We start from the raw sequence: 25,114 nt of genomic DNA, 5'->3' as shown, positions 1-25,114 counted from the left end.
AGCGTTCATGGATATAATAATTTTAGGCGTAGTGATGTTTACCCTGATTGTGTTGGTACTAACGGCCCTGATTTTGTTCGCAAAATCAAAGTTAGTTAACACCGGGAATATTAAAGTTGAAGTTAACGGTGATCCGGAAAAGAGCTTTACCGCTCCTGCCGGTGATAAGTTGCTGAATATGTTATCAAGCCAGGGCATTTTTGTATCTTCTGCCTGTGGTGGTGGTGGCTCTTGTGGTCAGTGCCGTGTAAAGATTAAAGATGGTGGTGGCGATATTCTGCCAACAGAGCTTTCCCACATTAGTAAGCGTGAAGCGAAAGAGGGTTGCCGTCTGGCTTGTCAGGTTAATGTAAAACAGGACCTGAAAATCAAATTACCGGAAGAGATATTCGGTGTTAAGAAATGGGAGTGTGAAGTTATCTCCAATGATAACAAGGCCACTTTCATTAAAGAGCTGAAACTGAAGATCCCTGATGGCGAAGTCGTGCCTTTCCGTGCTGGTGGCTATATTCAGATTGAGGCTCAACCACATACTGCTCGTTACTCAGATTATGACGTGCCGGAAGAGTACCGCGAAGACTGGGATAAATTTAACTTGTTCCGTTTTGTCTCTGAGGTGAAAGAGCTGACAGTTCGTGCTTACTCAATGGCAAACTACCCGGAAGAACATGGCATTATCATGCTTAACGTTCGTATTGCAACGCCGCCGCCAAGGGATTCAGAAGCGCCTCCGGGAATTATGTCTTCTTATATCTGGTCACTGAAACCCGGTGATAAAGTGACTATTTCTGGTCCATTCGGTGAGTTTTTCGCAAAAGATACTGATGCGGAAATGATTTTCATTGGTGGTGGTGCGGGTATGGCGCCAATGCGGTCTCATATTTTTGATCAGCTTAATCGATTGAATTCCAAACGTAAAATCAGCTTCTGGTATGGCGCCCGTTCTAAACGTGAAATGTTCTATACTGAAGATTTCGACCAACTGGCGGCTGAAAATGAAAACTTTACCTGGAACGTGGCTTTATCTGATGCATTGCCTGAAGACAACTGGGATGGTTACACCGGCTTTATCCACAATGTTTTGTTTGAAAACTATTTGAAGGACCATCCGGCTCCTGAAGATTGCGAATTCTACATGTGTGGACCTCCAGTAATGAATGCCGCAGTGATCAAGATGTTAAAAGATCTTGGTGTTGAGGATGAAAACATCATGCTGGATGATTTCGGTGGCTGATAGGCCATAAACAGTTTGATTTAATACTGGCGCCCACAATTTGTGGGCGCTGGTGGTTCAGAAAGGGTAATGAATTGTGCGTAGAAAGATAAGTAGCTGGATAGCGTTAATGTTTGCAGTGTTGCTGTTGGCTGCATGTGATGGTCAGGAGCAGCAAAATATTCATGGGCAAACGATGGGGACTTATTACTCCATTAAATTTGTCACTGGTTCGTCGGCCCCCTCGCCAGAAATTTTGCAAAAAGAGATTGATCGTTTGCTGGAAGAGGTTAACGACCAGATGTCAACTTATCGTCCTGATTCTGAATTGAGTCGTTTTAATCAAAGCCGTGAGATTAATAAGCCATTCCCTGTATCACCGGCGACAGCAAAAGTAGTCAAAGAAGCGATCCGTATTAATAGATTAACGGATGGCGCATTGGATGTAACGGTGGGGCCGTTGGTTAATTTATGGGGTTTTGGCCCTGAAGGTCGCGTGACGAAGGCACCTTCTGAAAGTGAACTGGAAAAACGTCGTGAATGGACGGGGATTGAGAAACTGGCGGTGGAAGGCAATAATCTGATTAAAACAGTGCCAGAGCTGTATGTCGATTTGTCATCTATCGCTAAAGGTTATGGTGTAGATGTTGTTGCTGAATATCTGGAATCGCAGAATATCAACGATTATATGGTTGATATTGGTGGTGAAGTTCGTACATCAGGCCATAATGGTAAAGATCTGCCGTGGCGGATTGCGATTGAAAAGCCTTCTGATACCGGAATGGAACAAAGTGCTCAGGAAGTGATAACTCCTGGAAATATGTCGATTGCCACTTCTGGCGATTACCGTAACTATTTTGAACAAGATGGTGTGCGCTATTCACACACGATTGATCCAAAAACAGGTGATCCTATTTCGCACAATCTGGTCTCTATTACTATAGTTGCGCCGGTTTGCATGAGCGCTGATGGGCTTTCTACCGGGTTAAATGTGTTAGGGCCGGAAAAAGGATTGAAAGTTGCAGAAAGCTTGAATATCCCGGTTTTTATGATTGTAAAAACAAAAAATGGCTTTGAAGAGCGTTATAGTAAAGCTTTTGAGCCGTACTTACAGAAAAAGCAATGAGAGGGGAAGGGAATGCTGGAAATATTTATTGCAACCTTCATCTTTTTCCTGCTGGCTTTTGCGGGAATGTCATTAGGTTATATGATTAAACGTAAAAGCATACAAGGGAGCTGTGGTGGTTTAAGCAGCATTGGGGTAGAGAAAGTGTGTGATTGCCCAGAACCTTGTGATGCCCGTAAGAGACGTATGGATCGTGAAGCAGCCCGGCAGGTTCAGTTAGAGAAGCATCGGATTATCTGAGTTTAATAAAACTGTGGAATTCTCCTTCCCAAATGCTAATTGAGAGCAAAGCGAACTTTTAGTATTTGGGGGGAGATGGATATTTAAGCGTTAATAGGGCACGAAAATGATTTGAAAAGTAACGACATGAATTATTTAAGGGAATACGGACATGTTTACTTCCAGATTAACGATGTTGCACTTATTATGTGAATCTACCTTTATTTGAGAAAATGCATTTTTTGAGCTAAATCAGGGTATTATACAAAAACTTAAATCTATTTATATTAGTATTTTTAAATAATCAGGTTGGTTAAATAAACAGAGGATAGTATTGCCGATAAGTGCATTAAATGTGACAGAAAATAAAACCGTTTTCGGTCAAGTTGTCTCTTTTTAAAATCTGGTATTAATGGAGAACCTATGTTTTTTTACCTTTAGTTGATAGATAGCTGAGTTAATAACTGATAAAAAGGCGATTGAGATCATCAAAAAATGCATCGTTTTTTCTGTTCCGTATTTAAACTTTCTCCTCTGCATTAAATTGATACTCAGGTTCTCTCGTTTTTCTTTTTCCAGTATTTGATTTTTTAAGTTTAAAATCAGAGAGGGTAAAAGAGATGACAATGGGATTAAAATCAAAGCTCATTGCTTTAGTCGTTTTTAATTCTGCTAAACGTTATTGTTCTTTTTCTACAATACGGTTAACTTTATTAAACGTTTTGTTATTGGGTTAACTTTGTCATCTTGTTAATCAATTTAAAATCCGTTTTTCCTGACGTTTTCTCTGCCAATGTCAGTATGACATCGACGTTTCTATAGAGTATAAAAAAGTTTGGGACATTATTTTATGCTCTCTTGGCTTAGCGCACTATTTTTTTCCATTTTCTGTAGTTACCCCGATTAGATATTAGTTAAGGTTCGAAAATATAATGACAATACAAATTTTTTGAAATATTTTACATTTGTTTTTTATTGTTCTTAATTCTAATGTGGATGTTGAGTTGTCAAAAACATTACCATGAGCAATATCATGCCTTTTTGTATTAATATTATCAAAAAATGATTCCCAAAGACTTCTGTCTTGTGATTGTGTTGACTGTGTTTTTTTTATTAACGCAAATGTATCTAACTTGTCTTGTTTTGATAACCTTTTTTTTACAGCTTTATCTATGATTTTTTCGAATCGTTCTATTTCCTTATCTGTCATAGAGAACACGTTATCAAATATTGTCCCGTTCAGCTTTTTAAATATCTTTTTTGTTCCTAAATTGTCACATATTGATTCAATAACGCTAGGTTTTGGATTTTTGTTTTTGTTTGGAAGAAATGCATCGTAAGATAATTTGAAATTACCATGTTGTTCTAATTCTTTCATTAGAGATTCTATTTTTTCATTATTTTCTTTGCTTTCATCATATCCGATAAATTTCCTGCAAAATTGCTTTTTCATTGCATCAGGAAGTAATTTAAAATCCATTATTTCTATATCTGAAATGAAATTTTTCACTAATTCCTTATAAAAATTTTCCATGTGAGATACACATAAGACCATAGCTGAACGACATAGGCTGTTATATGTGTCAATATGGCTATGTATGTGTTTATCTGCCAAGTCAATTATGTAATCAATTTCTCTCCATTGAGCATTAAGTTTACTTAGATAGTCGACAGTAAACGTTCTCATTATTTATATAACTCCATAGCTTTAGTCATTCTGGCTTTTAACTTTGATATGTCGTTATAGCTTCCAGAATTAGCTTCTACGTAGCTAGGATCACTGAACAAGAAATCGGTTAGTGATTCTCTTGTTAATTTGTTGTTGCCTAAAACATATATTCTGCAAACTGTGTCATATACAGCAACATTGAAGTTTGATTTTTTCTTTACTTTACCGGTTGTTTTGTTATTACTCCAGTTTGAAAATGGTATGTTAATGTTGCTATTTACAATTTTTTTGAATGTATTTTCAAATAGAGATTTCATTTCTTTTAGTTCATTTTCACTTAATCCGTTAAAATGCTCCATTTTATCATTGAGGAATTTTTTAAATCCACGTTTATAGTTTTTATATCCATCTTTGTAATGTAGTGAAAAGAATCTAAGAATGATCTCCTGATCATCCATTTTTGCTATTTTTTTCTCGCTCAGATTTGTTGTCTTTTTAAAGTCACTATTTAAGCATAATTCAACTAGGAGATCTTTAAATGGCCCTCTGTAAATGGCATTCCTTAGTTCTTGTGACTCGAGTTTTAATGCTCCTGTGTTAAGTCTTTCAAAGATGTCATATTTTACTTGTGAATCAACAGTTGAGTCTATTCTTAGACATTTAATGGTTCTTTCTTCTAATCTTCTTATTAAGAATGGTGGTAAATCTTTATAGCAAGAGCCATTTAATGGAGACAATACTTCTAATCCAGATAAAGGATATTTATTTTTCATAAACTCATATATTGCAGTAATTCGCTGCTGACCGTCAATAACTGAATATCTATATTGTTCATCTTCATCATCGATTTCATCATCTACATCAACGTCTAAAGATATATATACATAAGGTATAGGTATGTTAAGTATTAGGCTTTCTATTAACCGAGATGAAGCTTCCGTTGTCCAGCGATGCCTGCGCTGATAATCAGGATTAAGTTTTATTGTTTTACGGTCTATTTTTTTTACTAATGTCTCTAAGTCATACTCTATGTTCTGAGTTTTTACAGTTCTTTCTTTGGCTTTTTTCTGTAAGTCAGCCAATTGATTTTTCAATGTCATTTTATAAACCTCAAAAGAATAAAGTATATGGCATTATACATCACCACTTACACCTAGGTGAACTAAAATAAGCCTATATTTCCTAATTCTGTTGGAACATTTATTTAAAGCAAAAGATGTGACTTTGTGAAACTATATGATAATAATCAATATGTGAGATAAAGTTACGCATTGATTGGAGGTAAAGATGGCAATAACACGTTTACGTCAACAGGGCGGGGCAGTGGTTATCACAATTCCTAGTGACGTTGCAGCAGTAATGGGGTGGTCAGTAGGCATAAAATTGGATGTAAAAACGTCAGGCGACGGAATAAGCATCAAACCAGCAGGTAGAATTGCCAGAGGCAGGAAGTCTCTTTCTGAATTGTTGCAGGGCATTGATGAAACAGAAGTGCGGACTTTCAACGAAGCAGCAGCCGACGATCTAAATTCTCATCCTGTTGGTAATGAGGTGATTTAATGATGCGTAGAAGGAACGTCCCAAGCAAGGGGGAAATCTGGCATGCTGACGGCGATCCCGTTAGCGGCAGAGAGTTTAAAGGGGCACATTATTATCTGCTGGTTATCTCTGAATTTGCACTGAACCAAAAGTTAGGCACTGCACTTTGTGTTCCAATTACCAGTGGAGGAGGGCTGGCACGTTCTGAAGCTATCGCCGTATATCCAGATGGCGTTCAAGTACCGATACCGGAAAAATTACCGGTGTGGTGCTTTGCTACCAGATTCGTTCACTTGATTTGAATAAACGCAAAGCTACCTATTCGGCACAAGCTGAACCTAATATCGTTGATGAAGTCTTAGCTAAAGTGATAGATATTTTAGATCCTCAATTAAATTGATCGTCAAATTTTGAGCAAGGGTGCCCGCGCTTCAATGTTATGCTGAGTTTTTTCATCAGGTCGTTCATGTCATCAATAATTAGTCTTCGCAAAACCAGATGGATAACTGCTTAAATTAACCCGAATTCCGCTTAAGCCATCACTGGAAAATCGTCTTCTGAGTAGAAATTTTTAAGTGATGGCTTTTTCAATTTAAGGCTGTAAACAATCACACCCCCTAAAACAGTCAACAGAAATCCTTTTATACTTCGGTGGCGCGAGTGTTCTATTTGAGGGATGAAAAAACGGCAAAAATCGTCGACATCGCAGAAAATTTCAACTAAGTTATTCATAGCCTGTTCCTCCTCGGAGCTGTTTTCGGCGTTCACCAAAACTTTGCTCCCGGAACAGGCTTCTCGTCAATTTCTTATCCAGAATTCAGGTTATTTAGTAATTCTCCAATAAATTAACTTCTCCCATAGTACTGACAGGCGTTGCATTCAGTGTTGTCGGCATAAAATCAGCCACAAATGGCAGATAAACATCTTGCAAGAGTGCCAATATTCTCTGGATATTTTCCTCAGTTGGTATAGAGAAGCTGATCGCGATTTCTGGCATTATTCGTTTCCAGAATTAACCTGCTTAACAACCATAAACAGTTGGCTTTCATATAAAATTGCCAATTTCTCCTCAAATTGATATTTATCCACCAGCATTTTTAATCTTTCGATAAATAACTCACCGTGGACAGCTAAAGCACGTTGCACTTGAGTCGATGAACGACTCATCCCGATAAATGCTTCGCCGGGTATAGGCATACTCCAGCGGGTATTGAGTGTAATACGGAGGGCATTTTCATGCAGGAATGCAGTATTCAATTCCTGCTCATAATCAAAATCCCGATAGTGACGGCTATAGTTAGGGCTTAATTCTTCCAGCAGATTTTCATACTCATTCAGAAATTCACTATGCCGGTAATCTCGGTTATTTTGCAGGATCGCCATGACGCCATTATCTGCCAGGCTGTTTCTGACCAGATTTAATACTGTTGCCCGCTCCATCCATTGAAAAGATTGTGCTGCCATGATTAGGTCAGGATGACCCACATTGGCGAGATGCTGTTCAGCACGGCCATGTAACCAACTGACCCATGGTAGTTTCTGTTTACCGGTGTCGATCATATCCTGCGAAATATCAATGGCCGTGTAGTGGTGTTGCTGACCAAGCAGATTTGCCAGCCCTTCGAGAGCAATGCCGGTTCCAGCACCAATATCGACAACAGACAGCGCTCTATCTTTAGGCAGCCAGTGGCAAATTTCACGGAAAAGTGCCTGCGGGTAATGAGGGCGGTAGCGATCATAATCTTTAGCCAAACCATCAAATTTTTCTTTATGCTGTGTCATATTATCCTCTGCTCCTTCTCTATTGCCCGTAAAATATTTTCAATAATGTCCACGGCAGAAACATCTAAAAAACTCTCTAATAAGTATTCAGGTTTTAAACTCATTATTATCACAGATAAGCGATAAAATAATTATCATGCTTGGTCATATATTACAAAGATTATAACTTCTCCTGACAGAATCTATTCTCATTCTCACATTTTGATTGATAATCATTCTCTTTTTCACCGATGCTTTAACGTGGATTTTTATTATTTACCTGATTGAAAAATAATATAAATAATAAAAGTACGGCAGTGTAATATATAGCTGAGTTACTCTATCTATTATAGAGTAATAGATGATTGGCTATCATTTAATGAAAATAAATACAACTTCTTTATGATAGTGAGTGTCAATCCGTTTATGTTTTGTTGATATATTGTTTTTTTCTTACACCATTTTGTGGGTTTTATCTCTGACAAGCCTTAAACAAAAAGTGCTTTTTTAAAAAAATGTCTTGATTTTTTAAAAGAGAGTTTAGAAAATCGCCATTGGTTAGGAAATGGCCTGCTTGGTAAATGATGTTATTTATTGTGGTGGGTATTGTCGGTGTTCTCTTATTTTCTGCTTGGTTAATTGCCTGTCCTGAAATACCTGAATCCGGTTTTGCATTCCTGAAATTTATTATGGCATGACTCATGCTATTGAGTTCTTTTTCATTGTTGAGGCGTCGCTTGTGATACAGAGTTTCCAAAACGCGATCCACAAATCGCGTGTGAATATTAAATTGGATTTGCGTACTAATACGCTGGCCGGAAACGGCAGCGAAGAAAATATCGTATTCACCTTTCAGAGAATAAACGATTTCGAGCCTGAGCAAGTGGCCCGCCAAATTCCTTAACTGCGGGCTGAACGGTTTTTTGGCATTGGAAAAGGCATGATCTGATTTAAGTTAAGTAAGGAAATGTAATGACTGTACAAGAGCAAACGGCTTCTGCGGTGGCAACCACCATTTACGCCGAAGGCCGTGTCTATCAATCGTTGTTTGAGAAAATCCATTTACAGCCGATCGAACGATTGGGTGATATCGACCGCTTTCAGAATAACGATGTGCTGGCTGAGGTGACGGAGGATGAACGGGTGACTGCGGCGGTCAGCGTTTTTCTCAATCTGTTGAAAGTTTCAGCGCGTAAAATTAAGCAGTTGGACAAGGCCTTGTTGGATCATTATATCGGTGAACTGGATAACCAAATTGGCCGCCAGTTGGATGTGGTCATACATCATCCAGCGTTCCAGAGAATCGAATCCGCCTGGCGAGGCTTGAAATTTTTGGTTGATCGGACTGATGTTCGTCAGAACGTTAAAATTGATGTGCTGGATGTGACCAAGGATGATCTGCGGCGGGATTTTGATGATACGCCGGAAATTATCCAGAGTGGTTTCTATTGCCACACTTACATTCAGGAATTCGACATGCCGGGCGGCGAACCTATCGGATCGGTGATTGCCAATTATGAGTTTGACGCCAGTCCACAGGATATTGTCCTCTTGCGCAATATCGCTAAAGTATCAGCCGCGGCGCATATGCCTTTCATTGCTGCTGCGGGTCCGGCCTTTTTTGGCAAAAAAAATATGGATGAAGTGGTCGCGATTAAAAACATCGGTGACTATTTTGACCGCGCCGAATACATCAAGTGGCAAGCATTCCGCGACAGCGACGATGCCCGTTATATCGGCCTGACTTTGCCGCGTGTTCTGGGGCGTCTGCCATACGACCCAGATACTGTGCCGATGCGGACGTTTAACTATACCGAACAGGTAAAAGGGCCGAATCACGATAAATATTTGTGGACCAGCGCGGTTTTTGCTTTTGCGGCTAACATGGTCAAAAGCTTTGTGAAAAATGGCTGGTGTGTGCAGATCCGTGGGCCTCTGGCAGGTGGCGCTGTTACCGATTTACCGATCCATCTCTACGATCTGGGGACCCGCCATCAGGCTAAAATCCCATCAGAAGTGATGATCTTGGAAACCCGTGAGATTGAATTTGCCAATTTGGGTTTTATTCCACTTTCTTACTATAAAAACCGGGATTACGCCTGCTTCTTTTCGGCCAATTCCACACAGAAACCCGCGTTGTACGATACCAGCCAAGCGACGGCTAACAGCCGTATCAATGCGCGTCTACCGTATATTTTCCTATTGTCACGTATTGCCCATTATCTGAAGTTGATCCAGCGGGAGAATATCGGCACCACTAAGGATCGGCGTCTGCTCGAAATTGAACTGAATAATTGGATCGATACGTTAGTGACGGAGATGACTGATCCTGCCGACGATTTGCAGGCGTCTCATCCGTTGCGCGAAGCGCGCGTCATTGTTGAGGATATTGACGACAATCCGGGGTTATTCCGGGTCAAATTGTATGCCGTACCGCACTTCCAGGTAGAAGGGCTCAATGTCAATTTGTCTTTGGTTTCTCAGATGCCGAAAGCGAAAGAATAACCGTTCACCAGGAGATTATGATGAGAATTTTACGTCCTCTTTGGATTGAGGATACCTTTTTGTCGCCGCAACAATTTCAGCAACAGGTACGCTGGGAGGTGTTGACTAACAATTGTGTTGCTCGTTTGGGGGTGATCCACCCTTGGGGGATAGACAACATTCAGTTTGATCAGGATGCACTGCGCTTAGGTCGCCTGAAAGTTCAACATCTCCGAGTCCGTTTACAGGATGGCACACTGATTGATACCGATCACGCGGATAATTTGCCTGCGGCTTGTGATTTGCAGCAAATCATTCCCGATGAGTTGAGTACCGTCGAGGTATTACTCGCGTTGCCCCTGGAGCACGCCAATGGGGGAAACTGTCGTCAGAGCGGTGAGGCGATGGTACCGGGCCAGACACCGCTACGTTATCAGCAGGAATGGGTTGAGGTGCAGGACCGGTACGGCAGTACGTGTGAGTCCATTGCGGTTGAGCGCCACGCACTGTCCTTGCGCTTTGCCCATGACGAAAATGAGGCTTACCAAACGTGTCCGCTGGCCCGTCTGGTGCGTGATGAGAAAGCGGGTTGGAAACTCGATAATCGTTTTATTCCTCCGCTGATTTCTTTTGCTGCTCATCCGCCACTCCTGGAACAGCTCGATCTGCTGCTCATGCAGCTACGTACTAAACGCAGTCGTCTGATGGGGATGCGCCGCGAGAGTAATGAACGAATGGCGGATTTTGCTGTTGCTGATGTGTCATTGTTCTGGTTGCTCAATGCGCTCAACAGCTATGAACCGGTGTTGAATGGGTTTAATGCTGCCCCAGCGCTGCACCCAGAAATCATCCACCGTGAACTGGCCAAGTTGGCCGGCGCGTTGCTCACGTTCTCTCTGGATCATGATCTTGATGTGATCCCGCCTTATAAACACGATCAATTAAGTGATGTTTTCCCGCCGTTGATGCGGCTTATCAGCACCTTATTGGAAGCCAGCCTGCCATCTAGGGTGGTGGCTATTGAACTGGAAGTGGTGCGCGAAAATCAGTGGAAAGCCTCACTTCACGATAGACGCCTGCGAGAAGAAGCCGATTTCTACCTCTCAGTACGATCGTCAATGCCGGCGCACTTACTGCAAACCCAGTTTCCGCAATTGTGCAAAGTGGGTGCCCCTGATGATATTAACCGTCTGATTAACCAAGCACTGAGGGGGATCCCTTTACATCCGCTTAGTCATGTGCCGGCGGCGATCCCACTGCGGCTGGAAAACCAATATTTTGCTTTCGATCTGAATAACCCGTTGGCTAAAGCCATGCTGGAAGCGGGAAGCTGTGCTTTCTATGTGCCCGGGACATTATCGGGTATTCAGTTAGAACTGTTTGCGGTGCTGCGCTCATGAATAAAGTGATCTCAATTGATGATTTGATGCTTGACATTGAAGTCTGGGTGATTGCGTTGAAAAACGGTGATGAATCGACGCACGGTGAGGCGTTATATCAAAAAGGGATTGAATTGATAGAGACCGCCCGGCAGCGATTAAATGAAGGGGATGTGAGTGAAGACAACATCAATCAGATGATGTACGCCTTGTGTGCGTTGCTGGATGAAACCGTATTGAGACGTCCGGTTCAGGATAACGGTTATGAAATTTGGTTGAAAACACCGTTGCAGGCGCGGTTTTTTAATACCCATTATGCAGGGGAGTGGTTGTTTGAACGTATACGCCATGTGTTGAATCAACCGCAACCCTCTCAGTTGGTGCTGGCCTGTTTCCAACGCATATTGGCGCTCGGATTTCAAGGGGAAGACCTTGCGCATATTGCCCAGGAACGCCAGTCATTATTGGATGAATTGACTCAGCGTGCCGGCGTTATGGTGGTGCAACCCCATCAGGCCATCCGGGTAAATGAGCGTCGCCATCAAGGCCGGTGCTGGCGTTCACGTTCCCCGTGGTTTTGGGGCGGCCTGGCTGTTGCTGTCGTGGCGTTGATGTGGTTGGGTCTGCATCTCTATCTTCAGCAATGTCTGTCTGTTGGACAAGGCTAAGGAGAGAACGTTGAGTTGCGTATTCAAACGAGCACTGTGGCTTTTGGCTTGCGTTCTGGCGGCGGTGCTGTGCCGGTTTTTCTTCCCGTTAGGGAACGTGTCTGTTGCACTGGGGTTGGGGGTGATCCTCATCGTCGCGATGATTGCCTGGTGGCAAGTAGGGCGTGTTATGCGTGAGGTGCCCGGCCAGGAAACTCTCCGCCATTTGCTGGCAGAACTGCCACCAGCTGCCTGGCGTCAGCCGGTGGTACTGACTTGTGGGGAAAATGTGGCAACCCTGTTTGCCGGGGAACCGGTTCGCATCACCCCACAAGGTTGTTTTATCTGTGCATCCCGGCGAAATGAGATAGCCACATTAGCAGAGGCCATCATTGCCGTCAGACCGGACTGGGGCGCTCAAATCAGCGTGTTACTGACACTCTTTCCTGAGCAGCAACGCGATCAGCCGGTGATGGTGGCACAAATTCGGGAGTTTCGCTATCAGGTTGCCAGGGTGGCTCAATTGACCGCATGTCGTACACCGATGCTGATTGCCGGCTATCTTGATGGCGATATCAGCCCGTGGTTCGAATTGCAGGCAGATAGTCCGATGATGACGGTATGGAGTCAGGAACACTCTGCTGTTGGCATGAATATTTGGTTGACCGAAGGAGAGATGTCACAACGTACGGCGCGTTTGCAACAGGTGATTGCAGTGGCGGCATGGCAACGTTGGATGGTGGAAAACGTCCTGAGTGAGTGCCAATCGCAGGAGTCTGTCAGCCAGCCCTGTTATCCCATTGCCATGGCGTTGATGTTTTTGCCACAAACTCCGCTGGCAAACAACCTGTGGACTCAATGGCTGGTTTCCCGCACCACCTTACCCAGCATCAGTCACAGCCTATCGGGGACGGTGATCACACCGCCATTTCCTGATGCCATGCTGCGCTTGTTGCCTCGTCATAACGGCGATACACCACGACGGCGTGCGGGGGTTTGGGCTATCGGCTTGCTGACCGGGTTTACTTGCCTGTCCTTAACGGCCAGCGCCTGGAATAACCAGCGTCTGTTGCGTCATATACGCAGTGATTTACAACACTATCACGCCATCAGCATGACAGATCATCGTACCCGGGCACAGGCTTACCATCAGCTCAGGCTTGATGCCGCATTGCTGGAAAAATACCAGCGTGATGGTGTGCCGGTGCGTTTGGGATTAGGGCTTTATTTAGGCGATCGCCTCTATATGCCTCTGATGAAGGTGATCAACCAGGCGGTATTGCTGGCGCCACCGCCTGCTTTGCCGAAGAACGATAAGGCGCAGACGTTGACGCTTAACAGCTTATCACTGTTTGATCCTGGGCAGTCACGCCTTAAAGCGGGGTCTGTCAAAGCCTTGGTGAATGTGTTGAGTGATATCAACGCTAAACCCGGTTGGATGATAGTGATAACAGGCTATACCGATTCCACGGGTGATACTGCAAAAAACCAGGCGCTGTCACTGGCGCGGGCAGAAGCGGTACGCGATTGGATATTACAAGCCAGCGATAGGTCACCTGCTTGTTTCACCGTACGAGGTGAGGGAGCCGCACAGCCGATCGCCACCAATTCAACGATTGCGGGGCGAGCGGCCAACCGCAGGGTTGAAATCAGCCTGATTCCGGGGAAAGCGAATGATGAATAAACAATTACGGCAAACGGGCAAACTGTGGCTGCAAGGCCATTCCCGTTACCAGCTTGAAGTTCGGCGTTGTGACGCGGTGCTGGATGTTTTCAGCTTCACTGGGGAAGAGCACTTATGCGCGCCGTATCGCTACACCATTGATTTCACCAGTACCACCCGGGATATCGACCCGGTGGTGATGTTGAAGCAATCCGCGACATTTACCTTGCAGGCGCCGGATAATCCCGGTCAGGTGCGCAAGGTACACGGGGTGATTACCCGTTTTAACCGGATCTCCACTTCGCGGGATGAAACGCACTATCAGGTGTGTCTGGAGCCGTATCTGGCGCTGCTGCGTCATACCCGCCGTTGTGCGATTTACCAGAACCAGTCGGTCCCGGACATTGTGGAAAAGATCTTGCGTGAACGACACGCTTTCCGGGGGCAGGATTTTCTGTTCACACTGGCTCAGGATTACCCAAAGCGGGAACTGGTCGTGCAGTGGCAAGAGAGTGATCTGGATTTTGTGCATCGTATCTTGGCGGAGGTGGGGATCTGGTACCGCTTCGACGTGGACAGCCGTCTGGGCATTACCGTGGTCCGGTTTGGTGACAATCAGCGCAATTATCAGTACGACGTGCTGTTGCCGTTGCATAACCCGGCGGGGATGAATCACAACGCGAATGACTCGGTGTGGGGCCTGCACGTTGAACATCAGGTGGTCACTCAAGGGGTGAAGGTGCGTGACTACAACTACCGGGAAGTGGGGAGTGACCTGCAATTTCAGGTCACACGGGAACGGGATACGACGACGGAAGGCGAGGTTTATCGCTATGGTGACCACTTTCTGACCCGGGGTGAAAAGATCCGGCCACAGGTGGAAACCGCGGCATTTTATGCCCGATTGCATCATGAGCGCGATTTGTGCCGTCAGCACATCATTTGTGGCAAAAGCTCGTCGCCGCTTTTAGCGCCGGGCCAGGTACTGGAAGTGACAGGAGAAAGCCCGGCGGTGCTGAAGAAAGGGCTGCTGATCGTGTCAACCCAAAGCAGCGCGCGGCGGGACAGCAACTATCTGATCAGTTTCAGTGGTATTCCTTACAGCGAAATGATGAGCTACCGGCCAGCCCTGATAGCCCGGCCCGTCATTGCGGGAACCGTGCCGGCGCGGGTGACCAGTGACTGGCCGAACGACACCTACGGCCATATCGATAAAATGGGGCGTTACCGCATCAAATTTGATTTTGATTTGGATGAATGGCCGCTGGGAGGAGAAAGCCTGTGGGTACGGTTAGCCCGCCCGTATGCGGGCAGCGCCTACGGTTTCCACTGGCCTTTGGTTCAGGGGACGGAGGTGGCGGTGGCGTTTGAACAGGGCAACCCGGACCGGCCCTATATCGCCCATGCGTTGCATGACTCGCGGCATGAAGATCATGTGACCCGCTACAACTACAAACGCAACGTGCTGCGTACACCGGCTAACAACAAATTGCGCATGGACGATGAGCGCGGCAAAGAACACATCAAACTGAGTACCGAGTACGGGGGTAAAAGCCAGCTTAATCTGGGTCATCTGGTGGATAGGCAGAGACCGCATCCGAATAAACGCGGTGAAGGCTTCGAACTGCGAACCGACGACTGGGGAGCTATTCGTGCCGGGAAAGGGCTATTTATCAGTGCGGATGAGCAGACCAAAGCTTCAGGACAGCAACTGGAGATGTCGGCAGTGATCGAACAGTTAGAAACCGCATTGTCTATCGCTAAATCATTATCGCAGGCGGCAGAGATCGGCCAGGGTAAACCGGGAGATTCTGCGGGACAGGCTGCACTTAACCAGACGCTGGCAGGGTTGAAAAAGCCGGGAATACTGATGCATGCGCCACAAGGAATAGGGATTATCAGCCCTAAGACGGTCAGGGTGGCATCGGGTCACAGCAGTGTCGGAGTGATCGCGGGAAAAAATGCGGATATCAGTGCATTAAAAGACATTACGGCTGTTGGCGGTGAGTCGGTGAATCTGTTTGCGCAAAAGTCCGGCATGAAATTATTTGCCCATCAGGGAAAACTGGAGATACAGGCGCAGGACGATGGGTTATCCACACTGGCGAAAAAGGATGTTGATATTACCAGTGTGGAGGGAAAAGTCACGGTTAGCGCCAGTCAGGAAATCTTGCTGACCAGTGGCGGGGGTTATATTCGGATTAAAGACGGCAATATCGAATTGGGTTGTCCCGGCAACATACTGCTGAAAACGTCCAACGTACAAGTGATGGGTGCCACGAATTTTAATGCGCCGCCGCCGGCTTTATCACCGGGTTTTAGTGGGTTTTTCACTTTGAAGGATCAAGATAGCGGGCAAATTCTACCTCATAAGCGTTATCGCATTACCACTTCCGATGGACAGGTATTTGAAGGGAGGAGTGATGAAAACGGTAAAACTGTTGAGATCCATACGGTAATGCCGGACAAGCTGAATATCGAACATTTTTAAGTTTCTAAGAGGAAGATCTTATGGCCGTATCTACCGGGAAAACCGCTGTAAAGCCGCAAAATACCGATGTGCACGTACAGGCAGAGCCTGCACTTTATTTTCACCCTGACAGTGAAACGCTGATTTTTGTGGATAAGGAAGATATCCATGCTTTGGAGGCAGAGTATAACTTTCTCAGTCACTGCGTGGAACAGCGCATTGAGGCTGAATTGAAGTTGGATACGCTGACTGAACAGTGTACCAGACAAACAATGGTGCCTGCTTATGGGTATGAAACGCAGCTTAAAGCGGCGTATGACGAACTCAATGGTGCTTGTGATCGACTGCATAATCAATTGACGACATTAAGCCCACTGGAGAACTTGCCTAAAACCATGTTACTGGATGAAAACGCCAAAAAAAGCGCGATTGGTATCACTGAACTGATCGCGATGGATAAGGGGTATCAGGGCTACAAGTACACCTATGTCCGGTCGGACAAAATCAAAAGCCACTGGCGGCGCTATAAGCTGAATGATCAGGATAAGAAAAGCGGCGGTAAAAGCTTTTTACGGGAAGTGCCGTATACAGATAAAGAGGGCAACAGCCGTACCCGAATGGAGATAGATGGGAAGAAACTGGAGTCGCAAATTAAAAAACTCAAACCTTCATTAACCGTGATAGATAAAAAGCTGATTAATGATCACAGTGGAGTCTGGGGGAAATGGGCGCAGGACCTGAATGACAGCCTGAAAATGTCGCCATATGAGGGGGAGCACATTTCGTTCAGTTCGGAATCACAACTCATGCGCTGGTCTTACGGCGCCGGGGTTAAAGCCTCACTGAATCCGTTGGAAATCACAAAAAATGGCATAAAGGGGCTGTTGGAGGGTTCAGGAAAAGCCAATTTTTATGCCAATTTTGCTCTGGCGGAATCAAGGAGCAGAGGGACGCTGCATTTGCCGGACAGAACAGGAGTGAGATTGTGCTATCCCCGCAAGGATGGCAGTGAGGGGGTGCTGGGCATATGGCGGTTTGACCTGACGCTAACGTTATCCGGCAGTGTGGGTGCCAGTTTGGGCATTGAGGCAGGTGTGAACCTGAAAGGTGATATCGCCAAAGGCGTACCGGCGAAGATGGCGTTGGATAACAACGGGATACCGGGGCGTCGTAAGGTGGATGTATCTAAGATGCTGGAAGATTCGGATGCTGGGGCTGAATTGGGTGTGTTTGTCGGTGCAGAAGGCAGCGCCAATCTGAGTGGCAGCCTGATGTGGAAAAACCCGGAAAAAGATCCAATGAAATTTCAGCCACTGGCGAAAGTCAGTGCAGGCGCTACATTGCAGGGCGGTGTGGGTTTAAGTGGCATCGTGTCATTCAGTTATCAGAACGGTCTTATCCGGGTAATCGCAAAAGGTGGCCTATGCTGGGGTGTGGGCGGTAAAGGCTCGGTCAGTTTTGATATCGATGGCGAAGAGATTATGACGGAATTTATGCCCTGCCTGGCGTATATGCTGCGCAATGCGGATTACGTGAAGCTGACGGAACTGATAGTCAAGGAACACTATTACGCGTTTTGTATGATGCCGTTGCTGAATTTGGGGGGATTGGTGCTGACTGAGAGCATTGACAGTTTAGTTTCCGCTCTGCGCCAATCTTGGAAGGATAAAGAAAAACGGGTGGCGCTGATGGAGAAAATTAATGACAGTCAGGGGGATGTATTGAAATACGCACCGCCAGAAACCCGGGGAGCCGTAATTGCAGCACTGATTGAGACCAACTTCTGGGATGAGGTCGCTAGCCCGGCCAGTCACCGTGAACTAAAAGGTGAGGCTTTGACAATATTCAGTGCTCGTAAACGGGCAGTGTTGATGACACTGAAATGGGTGCAGTCAAGGCGTGACTACGAGAATGTGATGAAGTCCCTGTGCAAAATACCGGGCGAAGAGAGTGGTGAATGGAAGACAAATGAAAAAGAAGTGGTTGCTTTTTTAGGTCGGGGAGAATCGCCTCAAGTCTATGGGCGTAGTGATAATTTTATTCCCTTTGCGGCTAAAGTGACTATTGAGCCAAGCCATTATGCAAAAAATCTGAAAGACATTTATAACTCATTACCGACTACTGAAGAGTTGGCGAAGTGTCTGAATGAACCATTGAAACCAGTAAATGCAGAGTTGTTTAAAAGCATTACGCAGGTGGTGGTTGAACAGCACAGCTATGTGAGGATATTTAAATCATGAAACGAATAACCAGTTATCTCATGATAGTCGGGCTGGCACTGTTGACGATGGTGGGCTGCAAGGATGAAAAGAAAATTCAGGCAGAGCAGCAGGCATTAGTAAAGGAGGCGCTGGCGGAAATGGTACCAGTGGCTGGAGGCAGCTTTATGATGGGCGATTTTGGTCGGCGGGTATATGAACATCTGCCCTACAGCGTGGATCAGGATAACAAACCGGAACATAAAGTGACGCTGGACAGTTTTAGTATTACCAAATATCGAGTGACCTGGGGGCAGTTTAACCGTTATCTGGCTATTTTGGGGTTGCCGAAAACAGCAACATATAACTATCTGAAAGGCGCAACAGATGTTGCATATTTCGTTCAGAGTACAGGAGATAATTATCCGGCTTCGGTGGGTTGGCTGGATGCTAAAGCTTATTGCCAATGGCTGGGAAAAATGAGCGGTGAGAAAGTGGATTTACCGACAGAGGCGCAATGGGAGTATGCAGCACGTAGTCGTGGTCAGCTATTTATTTTTGCCAACAATAACAATGTCTATGAGCCGAATAAAAATTTTACGGGTGAGATTCGTCCAGTGGGTTCTTATCCACCTAATCCGCTGGGACTCTACGATATGATGGGTAATAGACGGGATTGGGTCAATGACTGGTACGCAGCAGACTATTATCAGCATTCACCGGAACATAATCCTCAAGGTCCTGAAAAGGGGGATAAAAAAGTATTCAGAGGATCTGTCGGGGATGACAATCAGGATAACTTGGTAATTAATCGCTATAGCCACCGTCCTAGTGAAGAAATTTATCTACCGGGATTCGGTTTCCGCTGCGTAGTCAATTCGTCTAAAACCAAAAACGCTGCCTTAGATCTGAAAAACGCCAGCAGCAGCCAGAGCATACCTGTGGCTGAACAGTCCTCTTCCCAGGGAGATGCGAAATCATGAAACGAATAACCAGTTATCTCATGATAGTTGGGCTGGCATTGTTGACGCTGGTGGGCTGCAAGGATGAAAAGAAAATTCAGGCAGAGCAGCAGGCATTAGTGAAGGAGACGCTGGCGGAAATGGTACCAGTGGCTGGAGGCAGTTTTATGATGGGGGATTTTGGCCGTCGGGTATATGAACACCTGCCTTATAGCTGGGATCAGGATGACAAGCCTGAACATAAGGTGACGCTGGACAGTTTTAGTATTTCGAAATACCGAGTGACTTGGGAGCAGTTTAACCGTTACCGGAGGATTCTTGGGTTACCAGAGAATGATTTCTATCAACACTTTAAAAAGTTTGGGAGAGAGTATAAGTCTTATCATGCTTTGCTGGGTGAAAAGTATCCAGCTTCGGTGTACTGGCAAGAGGCTAAGGATTTTTGCCAGTGGTTGGGGAAAATGAGTGGTGAGGATGTGGATTTGCCAACAGAAGCACAATGGGAATATGCGGCTCGTAGTCGCGGTCAGTTATTTATTTTTGCCAACAATAATAATGTGTATGAATTAGATAAAAATTTTACAGGGGATATGCGTCCTGTCGGCTCTTATCCACCTAATCCACTAGGGCTATACGATATGATGGGTAATGGACAGGATTGGGTGAATGATTGGTATGCCGCAGATTATTATCAGTACTCACCGGAACATAATCCGCAAGGACCTGAAAAGGGAAAGGAAAAAGTATTAAGAGGATCTGTTGGTGATAGTGACCAAGATAATTTGGTTATTAGCCGTGACAACATAGATTTAAATTACTTTGAAAAACATAAGAGTTACCCTCCGGGTTATGGCTTCCGTTGTGTAGTTAACTACTCTGAAACCAAGAATCCAACTTTAGATTTAAAAGACTCACATGACGGAGAAAAGCCGACAGTGAACCTGCTTAATAAACAGGGAGTAGCAAAATCGTGAAAAGCATATTCTGTTATCCCTTAGTAGCGGGCTTGGTATTACTAACACTGTCGGGCTGTAAAGATAAAAATAAAGTTCAGGCAGAACCGCAGGCTTTGGTGAAAGAAGCATTGGTGGAAATGGTACCAGTGGAAGGTGGCAGTTTTATGATGGGAAATTTTGGCCGTCGGGTAGGTGAGCACTTGCCTTATGGTTTTGATCTAGATAATCAGCCAGAACATAAAGTGACGCTGGATAGTTTTAGTATTTCGAAATACCGGGTGACTTGGGCTCAATTTAATCGTTACCGAGGGATTCTTGGGTTACCAGAGAATGATTTCTATCAACACTTTAAAAAGTATGGGAAAGAATACGAGTATTATCGTGCTTTGTTGGGAGAAAAGTATCCTGCTTCGGTGTACTGGCAAGAGGCTAAGGATTACTGCCAATGGTTGGAAAAAATGAGTGGTAAGAAAGTAGACTTGCCGACAGAGGCGCAATGGGAGTATGCGGCCCGTAGTCGAGGTCAGTTAGTTATTTTTGCCAACAATAACAATGTGTATGAGCCAGGGAAAAATTTTACAGATGATTTTCGTCCGGTCGGCTCATATTTACCTAATCCGTTAGGGTTGTACGACATGATGGGTAATGGGCATGATTGGGTTAATGACTGGTATGATGCCGATTACTATCAGCATTCGCCGGAGCATAACCCACAGGGTCCTGAAAAGGGAAAAGCAAAAGTAATCAGGGGCCAGATGGGAGCTGATATATTAGGTAATCATGTTATTAATCGTGATAAGAGAGCTTTGGATTACTTTGAGAATCCTAAAACTAACCCACCGGGCTATGGCTTTCGTTGTGTGGTCAATACACCTGAAACCAAAAACGCTAATTTAGATTCAAAAAATTCCCACAACAACGAGGAAATATTGAAATGATAAAACGAACGATGTGTTATCCCATAATAGCTGGGCTGGCATTGCTGACACTGGTGGGTTGTAAAGGTGAAAAGAAAATTCAGCCAGAACCGCAGACACTGGTGAAAGAAGCATTGGCGGAAATGGTGCCTGTGGAAGGGGGTAGCTTTATGATGGGCGATTTTGGCCCGCAGATGGGTAAACACATTCCCCTCACCCCGGATCAGGATAACAAACCAGAGCATAAGGTGACGCTGGACAGTTTTAGCATCGCTAAATACAAAGTGACATGGGGCCAGCTTAACCGCTATCGGGCAATTTTGGGGAAGCCGAAATCAGAAGCGTATGACAGTTTGAAAGGCAACTCTGGCGAGTATTTTGCCCGGATTACGGGAGATAACTATCCTGCTTCGGTGGAATGGCAAGAGGCTAAGGATTATTGCCAGTGGTTGGGTAAAGTCAGTGGTGAGCCGGTGGATTTACCGACAGAAGCGCAATGGGAGTATGCAGCCCGTAGTCGTGGTCAGTTATTTATCTTTGCTAACAATAATAACCGTCTTGAATTGGGCAAGAATTTTACAGATGGTTTTAGCCCGGTAGGTTCTTATCCGCCGAATCCTCTGGGGTTGTATGACATGATGGGGAATGGTCAGGATTGGGTTAATGACTGGTATGCTGCTGACTATTATCAGAATTCACCAGAGCGTAATCCCCAAGGGCCTGAGCATGGTGATAAAAAGGTAATGAGGGGCATAGCTGGCAAAGATGAATCTCTTAGCACAACAGTGGCAAGGAGCAATACATCTTCTGAGGCTTTTAAAAATGGCGATCATTACTTTCCTGGCTATGGTTTTCGCTGTGTCATTAATCGTCCGGAAGTTAAAAATTTAACGCCAGACTTAACAAGCATTCGCAACAATAAAGAAGCGCGGGTGGAACTGATGGAAAAAATCAATGCCAGCCAGGGCGATATGTTGAAGTCTATGCCATTAGAAACTAAAGGGGAGGTAATTGCCGTTCTGATTGATTCTAACCTCTGGCGGGAAGTGGTAAACCCGGTGAATCATGACGAGCAGAAGTGTGGGGAAGGTTCTGTACTCAATGAGCGTAAGCGAGCAGTGTTGGCGGCGTTAAAATGGATACAGTCAAAGCGTGATTATGAAAATGTGATGCAACATGTGGAAATAATTCCGACGGCTGATGGGGAAAAGAATTGGCAGATCAATGAAGCGAAAGTTATTACCTTTTTAAGCAAAGGTGAAACGCCGGTAAATTATGGGCGCAGTGATAATTTTATTCCTTTTGCCGCTAAGGTTACGATCCAATCGAGCCATTATGCTGAGAATTTACGGAAAATTTATCGTTCACTACCTGCTGTTCAGGCAAATGCCAATGAACCATTGAAACCGGTGAATGCGGCGTTATTAAGTAGCTGTCCACAAGTTGTAGTTGAACAACATGGTTGGCAGACGGTAAATTTAGGTGCTAAACGGTCTGCGTAGTTATAGAAAATAGCAATCATTTATCTGAACAACGATATTTGTACTTATATTCGAATCTTAGTAATAAGTTAGCATTTATCATCAAAAAATGTTTTTAACATGGCATTCTGCCATAATAGATAAGGTATTAAAGATATGAAGATAAAAAAAGAGTGGTCTCTGACTGATAATGAATCCATGACGGGTACGCCTTCTCTTGTTGGAAAACACCGTTGGTTGGCAGGAAAATGGAAATGGGTTATTCTTTGTATAATGCCTATTATCATCGCCGGTGTATTCGCTATAATCATTCATTCAATGAAATCCTCGGAGCCTTATGAAAAAGCGTTATCATTGGCGCAATCCAGTTCTGTGGTAAAGAATATATTAGGGCAGCCTATTGAGGTGGGTTGGTTTGTTTCTGGTAGTATCAGTAATAGCGAAGCGGCATTGGAAATACCCATTAAAGGAAATCGCTCCGGCGCTACAGTGTATGTTGATGCTGAGAAACATTCAGGTCATTGGCGATATAAGGAGATTTCTGTTCAGCCCGATGACGGCAGTAAATTAATAAACCTGCTGAATCCCAGTTTGAATCAATAATACAGGTTCTGCAATGTCGTGGATAACTTTAAAATGCGAAATTAATGATGTGTTGGTAATGGATAACTCCATGAAATAAAGATTATTTTCTTTTGTGGTTTTATTAATGTCTTCATTCGCCTGAGTGTGATTAATATTATCTTGGGATAATGAGACTCATTTCTGCACGAGAAAATCGAGAAACTTAGGGTGAATGATATTTTATTCAGTGTAATTAAATATCTTTCTCCTCCTTTATGTGTTTGTCGGGTTATCTCAAGTGTACTACATGTTTCGATGGGGTAAATATGGGTTGGAATAAACCTGTTATAACCATGCAGCAAGAGCCTGTCCCTCCCGTATTATGGCGTTGGCTGGTTTCATTGATTGCTATTGTTGGCATCTGTATTGCCGGCTATCTGCTATGGTCTGAATTTATCAGGCAGTCTCTGTGGTGGATGATCTTTGGCGTTATCGGCTTGATATGGCTTACCGCATTTGGGCTGCGGTTATATCTCTTTGGTTACCGGCTGGAGATGTATCGTCTTTGGCATAAAGAGGGCCAACATGTTGAGAAAGAATGGCAATCTTGGGCGGGCCGATATATGTCAGTGTTATACAGTTGCGTATTTTTGCCGGAGAATATTACCGCTGCCACCATAGTACAGGAAGAATCGAAAATTGAAGTTCAATATGGCAAGCGAAAAGTCATAGATTATTTTTCATGGTCAGAAGATAAATGGCGTGACTCAATGAAGATATTATTGCATAGTGTGGAAAAAACGATTTCGGATATACTGCCGGATAAGTTAATCTGTGCAACTGTTATCACTAATTATGTTGAGCAGGAATATGAAAAATTAGAGAGTGTGCTAAAGGAAAGCTGGCAGTCGGTTTTTCCTTCGGGTAAGCCATTATCTCAGTTAAATATATCGCCTCATTTGTCTGCAATGCATATTGATAATTGGTTAAAAGAAACCACCAGTGAAGTGCAATTATTGATATTGATGCAAATTGAAAGCAATGAACAGTTTTCAGAAGGTCTAGCTGTATTTCTTATCGCAACAGATGATTTGACGAAAAAATTTAACCTGGCTGAGAAAGCCAGAATATACCGGCCTATGGAAATTGATTCAGAAGATTTTGAACAAGAACTTCAAATCTTTATCAGTACCCAATTACCCGCCAAAATGGCAACAGACATGATAGGGGATAATGGCAGTATGCATTCATATTTCTCACAAATAATGTCTGTGATCCAAAAGCAGAATGCAGCATTAAAGCTAGAACATATTGAGAATATCGAAAGGTTTATAGGTGTACCCGGTCCCGGCGCTTATTGGTTGACGACCGGATTGGCTATTGATCTATCTCAATATAATTCAGGAAGTTATTTAGTTTTGTCAAAAAATGAATGTAACTGGGTGATAAATACCGTTCAGACATTGGAGGAGCAATGGAAATAATCGGTAATAAATGGACCAGAGCCGGTAATGCATTGCTATTTATCGTCATTGCTTCTGTACTGGCATTTTGTATCTGGTTTTATGGTGAAAAAGTCGGATTGGATGAAAATTATAAAAAAACGTTTGCCTGGGGATTGGCTGTTTTGATCTTGGGTGTACTTCATCTTGCACCGATAATCGCCGGAATCTATCGACAGGAATATATTAGAAGGACAATCGAACAAGAAGGGCTGTATCCAGCCAAGGAAAAGCGTTTAAAAATTCATTCCTCTGAAGATGAGTATGTCGAGGTTATCAATTTTCACCTCAACCAGTGTTATGGCCGTTTCTGGCGTCGCAAAGTGCGCATATTGCTGGTGATGGGCGAACCGGAACAGGTAGA

22 protein-coding genes and 3 pseudogenes are annotated in these 25,114 nt (G+C 44.3%); 19 read left to right on the top strand and 6 right to left on the bottom strand.

Annotated elements, in window-relative coordinates:
• Positions 1-7: 7 nt before the first annotated feature.
• The 3 genes from nqrF to nqrM all read left to right on the top strand — a co-directional run bounded on the left by nqrF (position 8) and on the right by nqrM (position 2,579).
• Complete coding sequence (gene nqrF / locus LGZ99_RS14670) at positions 8-1,234, top strand: NADH:ubiquinone reductase (Na(+)-transporting) subunit F (protein WP_036840820.1); 1,227 nt, start codon at positions 8-10, stop codon at positions 1,232-1,234.
• Positions 1,235-1,343: 109 nt separating this feature from the next.
• Complete coding sequence (locus LGZ99_RS14665; protein ID WP_390894024.1) at positions 1,344-2,339, top strand: FAD:protein FMN transferase; 996 nt, start codon at positions 1,344-1,346, stop codon at positions 2,337-2,339.
• A 12-nt stretch (positions 2,340-2,351) separates the two neighbouring features.
• Positions 2,352-2,579 carry a (Na+)-NQR maturation NqrM gene (gene nqrM / locus LGZ99_RS14660; protein WP_036840817.1) on the top strand — a complete coding sequence of 76 codons (228 nt, stop codon included), beginning with the start codon at positions 2,352-2,354 and terminating at the stop codon, positions 2,577-2,579.
• An 889-nt stretch (positions 2,580-3,468) separates the two neighbouring features.
• Here nqrM and LGZ99_RS14655 read toward each other — a convergent pair.
• Positions 3,469-4,245: a HEPN domain-containing protein gene (locus LGZ99_RS14655; RefSeq protein ID WP_036840814.1), complete on the bottom strand. Its 777-nt coding sequence runs from the start codon at positions 4,243-4,245 to the stop codon at positions 3,469-3,471.
• The gene (locus LGZ99_RS14650; protein ID WP_023046238.1) at positions 4,245-5,327 is read right to left on the bottom strand and encodes a DUF262 domain-containing protein; all 1,083 of its coding nucleotides are present in this window, start codon (positions 5,325-5,327) and stop codon (positions 4,245-4,247) included. Before LGZ99_RS14650 ends, LGZ99_RS14655 begins: the two co-directional genes overlap by 1 nt.
• Positions 5,328-5,514: 187 nt before the next feature.
• On the opposite strand from LGZ99_RS14650, the gene LGZ99_RS14645 reads away from it, so the two are divergent.
• Together LGZ99_RS14645 and LGZ99_RS14640 are read left to right on the top strand one after the other, a co-directional pair.
• Positions 5,515-5,787: an AbrB/MazE/SpoVT family DNA-binding domain-containing protein gene (locus LGZ99_RS14645; protein ID WP_023046237.1), complete on the top strand. Its 273-nt coding sequence runs from the start codon at positions 5,515-5,517 to the stop codon at positions 5,785-5,787.
• 2 nt (positions 5,788-5,789) lie between these two features.
• A complete protein-coding gene (locus LGZ99_RS14640; protein ID WP_262979257.1) occupies positions 5,790-6,068 on the top strand; it encodes a type II toxin-antitoxin system PemK/MazF family toxin in 279 nt (92 codons plus the stop codon).
• 229 nt (positions 6,069-6,297) lie between these two features.
• Here LGZ99_RS14640 and LGZ99_RS14635 read toward each other — a convergent pair.
• The 4 genes and pseudogenes from LGZ99_RS14635 to LGZ99_RS14620 all read right to left on the bottom strand — a co-directional run.
• A pseudogene (locus tag LGZ99_RS14635) lies at positions 6,298-6,444 on the bottom strand (IS982 family transposase); the annotation flags it as partial.
• 148 nt (positions 6,445-6,592) lie between these two features.
• Positions 6,593-6,763, bottom strand: a complete 171-nt coding sequence (locus tag LGZ99_RS14630) for a hypothetical protein (RefSeq protein WP_160171168.1) — start codon at positions 6,761-6,763, stop codon at positions 6,593-6,595.
• Complete coding sequence (locus LGZ99_RS14625; RefSeq protein ID WP_036840813.1) at positions 6,763-7,548, bottom strand: class I SAM-dependent methyltransferase; 786 nt, start codon at positions 7,546-7,548, stop codon at positions 6,763-6,765. The genes LGZ99_RS14630 and LGZ99_RS14625 overlap by 1 nt, the downstream gene beginning before the upstream one ends.
• Positions 7,549-7,999: 451 nt before the next feature.
• Positions 8,000-8,230, bottom strand: a complete 231-nt coding sequence (locus LGZ99_RS14620) for a hypothetical protein (protein WP_152552762.1) — start codon at positions 8,228-8,230, stop codon at positions 8,000-8,002.
• A gap of 102 nt (positions 8,231-8,332) precedes the next feature.
• On the opposite strand from LGZ99_RS14620, the pseudogene LGZ99_RS24860 reads away from it, so the two are divergent.
• From LGZ99_RS24860 to LGZ99_RS14550, 14 genes and pseudogenes are all read left to right on the top strand, one after another.
• Positions 8,333-8,428 (top strand): annotated as a pseudogene (locus tag LGZ99_RS24860) (type VI secretion system contractile sheath small subunit); the annotation flags it as partial.
• Between the two features lie 71 nt (positions 8,429-8,499).
• On the top strand, positions 8,500-10,032 hold the full coding sequence (tssC, locus tag LGZ99_RS14610) for a type VI secretion system contractile sheath large subunit (RefSeq protein ID WP_036840809.1): 1,533 nt from the start codon (positions 8,500-8,502) through the stop codon (positions 10,030-10,032).
• 20 nt (positions 10,033-10,052) lie between these two features.
• Positions 10,053-11,411, top strand: a complete 1,359-nt coding sequence (gene tssK, locus LGZ99_RS14605; protein WP_023046231.1) for a type VI secretion system baseplate subunit TssK — start codon at positions 10,053-10,055, stop codon at positions 11,409-11,411.
• Positions 11,408-12,058 (top strand): type VI secretion system protein TssL, short form, encoded by a 651-nt coding sequence (gene tssL, locus LGZ99_RS14600; protein WP_021322974.1) that lies wholly within the window; start codon positions 11,408-11,410, stop codon positions 12,056-12,058. The genes tssK and tssL overlap by 4 nt, the downstream gene beginning before the upstream one ends.
• Before the next feature lie 10 nt (positions 12,059-12,068).
• Positions 12,069-13,721 (top strand): OmpA family protein, encoded by a 1,653-nt coding sequence (locus tag LGZ99_RS14595; RefSeq protein ID WP_023046230.1) that lies wholly within the window; start codon positions 12,069-12,071, stop codon positions 13,719-13,721.
• The gene (locus LGZ99_RS14590) at positions 13,711-16,191 is read left to right on the top strand and encodes a type VI secretion system Vgr family protein (RefSeq protein ID WP_262979256.1); all 2,481 of its coding nucleotides are present in this window, start codon (positions 13,711-13,713) and stop codon (positions 16,189-16,191) included. The genes LGZ99_RS14595 and LGZ99_RS14590 overlap by 11 nt, the downstream gene beginning before the upstream one ends.
• 20 nt (positions 16,192-16,211) lie before the next feature.
• Positions 16,212-18,410, top strand: coding sequence for a hypothetical protein (locus tag LGZ99_RS14585; RefSeq protein WP_262979255.1), 2,199 nt, complete (start codon positions 16,212-16,214; stop codon positions 18,408-18,410).
• 5 nt (positions 18,411-18,415) lie between these two features.
• Entirely contained in the window at positions 18,416-19,351 is a 936-nt protein-coding gene (locus tag LGZ99_RS14580; protein ID WP_390894023.1) for a formylglycine-generating enzyme family protein, read from the top strand.
• A gap of 5 nt (positions 19,352-19,356) precedes the next feature.
• A complete protein-coding gene (locus LGZ99_RS14575; protein ID WP_390894022.1) occupies positions 19,357-20,304 on the top strand; it encodes a formylglycine-generating enzyme family protein in 948 nt (315 codons plus the stop codon).
• The gene (locus LGZ99_RS14570) at positions 20,301-21,224 is read left to right on the top strand and encodes a formylglycine-generating enzyme family protein (protein ID WP_262979252.1); all 924 of its coding nucleotides are present in this window, start codon (positions 20,301-20,303) and stop codon (positions 21,222-21,224) included. Before LGZ99_RS14575 ends, LGZ99_RS14570 begins: the two co-directional genes overlap by 4 nt.
• A complete protein-coding gene (locus tag LGZ99_RS14565) occupies positions 21,221-22,705 on the top strand; it encodes a formylglycine-generating enzyme family protein (RefSeq protein ID WP_262979251.1) in 1,485 nt (494 codons plus the stop codon). The genes LGZ99_RS14570 and LGZ99_RS14565 overlap by 4 nt, the downstream gene beginning before the upstream one ends.
• Positions 22,706-22,840: 135 nt before the next feature.
• Positions 22,841-23,287, top strand: a complete 447-nt coding sequence (locus LGZ99_RS14560; RefSeq protein WP_023046422.1) for a cytochrome c oxidase assembly factor Coa1 family protein — start codon at positions 22,841-22,843, stop codon at positions 23,285-23,287.
• 287 nt (positions 23,288-23,574) lie between these two features.
• Positions 23,575-24,732, top strand: a complete 1,158-nt coding sequence (locus LGZ99_RS14555; protein WP_262979250.1) for a KPHS_23130 family T6SS system protein — start codon at positions 23,575-23,577, stop codon at positions 24,730-24,732.
• A pseudogene (locus tag LGZ99_RS14550) lies at positions 24,723-25,114 on the top strand (hypothetical protein); the annotation flags it as partial. The gene LGZ99_RS14555 and the pseudogene LGZ99_RS14550, both read left to right, overlap by 10 nt.

It is taken from the genome of Photorhabdus temperata, from assembly GCF_025384845.1.
GTDB lineage: Bacteria > Pseudomonadota > Gammaproteobacteria > Enterobacterales > Enterobacteriaceae > Photorhabdus > Photorhabdus temperata.
This window is presented reverse-complemented; position numbering and strand designations above follow the sequence as displayed.

Bases quoted from the DNA above. Each gene is read 5' to 3' on its own strand.
- LGZ99_RS14585 (WP_262979255.1), top strand. From the start codon at position 16,212: ATGGCCGTATCTACCGGGAAAACCGCTGTAAAGCCGCAAAATACCGAT.
- LGZ99_RS14590 (WP_262979256.1), top strand. From the start codon at position 13,711: ATGATGAATAAACAATTACGGCAAACGGGCAAACTGTGGCTGCAAGGC.
- LGZ99_RS14655 (WP_036840814.1), bottom strand. From the start codon at position 4,245: ATGAGAACGTTTACTGTCGACTATCTAAGTAAACTTAATGCTCAATGG.
- nqrF (WP_036840820.1), top strand. From the start codon at position 8: ATGGATATAATAATTTTAGGCGTAGTGATGTTTACCCTGATTGTGTTG.
- LGZ99_RS14645 (WP_023046237.1), top strand. From the start codon at position 5,515: ATGGCAATAACACGTTTACGTCAACAGGGCGGGGCAGTGGTTATCACA.
- LGZ99_RS14650 (WP_023046238.1), bottom strand. From the start codon at position 5,327: ATGACATTGAAAAATCAATTGGCTGACTTACAGAAAAAAGCCAAAGAA.
- LGZ99_RS14560 (WP_023046422.1), top strand. From the start codon at position 22,841: ATGAAGATAAAAAAAGAGTGGTCTCTGACTGATAATGAATCCATGACG.
- tssL (WP_021322974.1), top strand. From the start codon at position 11,408: ATGAATAAAGTGATCTCAATTGATGATTTGATGCTTGACATTGAAGTC.
- LGZ99_RS14555 (WP_262979250.1), top strand. From the start codon at position 23,575: ATGGGTTGGAATAAACCTGTTATAACCATGCAGCAAGAGCCTGTCCCT.
- tssK (WP_023046231.1), top strand. From the start codon at position 10,053: ATGAGAATTTTACGTCCTCTTTGGATTGAGGATACCTTTTTGTCGCCG.
- LGZ99_RS14620 (WP_152552762.1), bottom strand. From the start codon at position 8,230: ATGAGTCATGCCATAATAAATTTCAGGAATGCAAAACCGGATTCAGGT.
- tssC (WP_036840809.1), top strand. From the start codon at position 8,500: ATGACTGTACAAGAGCAAACGGCTTCTGCGGTGGCAACCACCATTTAC.
- LGZ99_RS14640 (WP_262979257.1), top strand. From the start codon at position 5,790: ATGCGTAGAAGGAACGTCCCAAGCAAGGGGGAAATCTGGCATGCTGAC.
- LGZ99_RS14625 (WP_036840813.1), bottom strand. From the start codon at position 7,548: ATGACACAGCATAAAGAAAAATTTGATGGTTTGGCTAAAGATTATGAT.
- LGZ99_RS14630 (WP_160171168.1), bottom strand. From the start codon at position 6,763: ATGCCAGAAATCGCGATCAGCTTCTCTATACCAACTGAGGAAAATATC.
- nqrM (WP_036840817.1), top strand. From the start codon at position 2,352: ATGCTGGAAATATTTATTGCAACCTTCATCTTTTTCCTGCTGGCTTTT.
- LGZ99_RS14565 (WP_262979251.1), top strand. From the start codon at position 21,221: ATGATAAAACGAACGATGTGTTATCCCATAATAGCTGGGCTGGCATTG.
- LGZ99_RS14665 (WP_390894024.1), top strand. From the start codon at position 1,344: ATGTTTGCAGTGTTGCTGTTGGCTGCATGTGATGGTCAGGAGCAGCAA.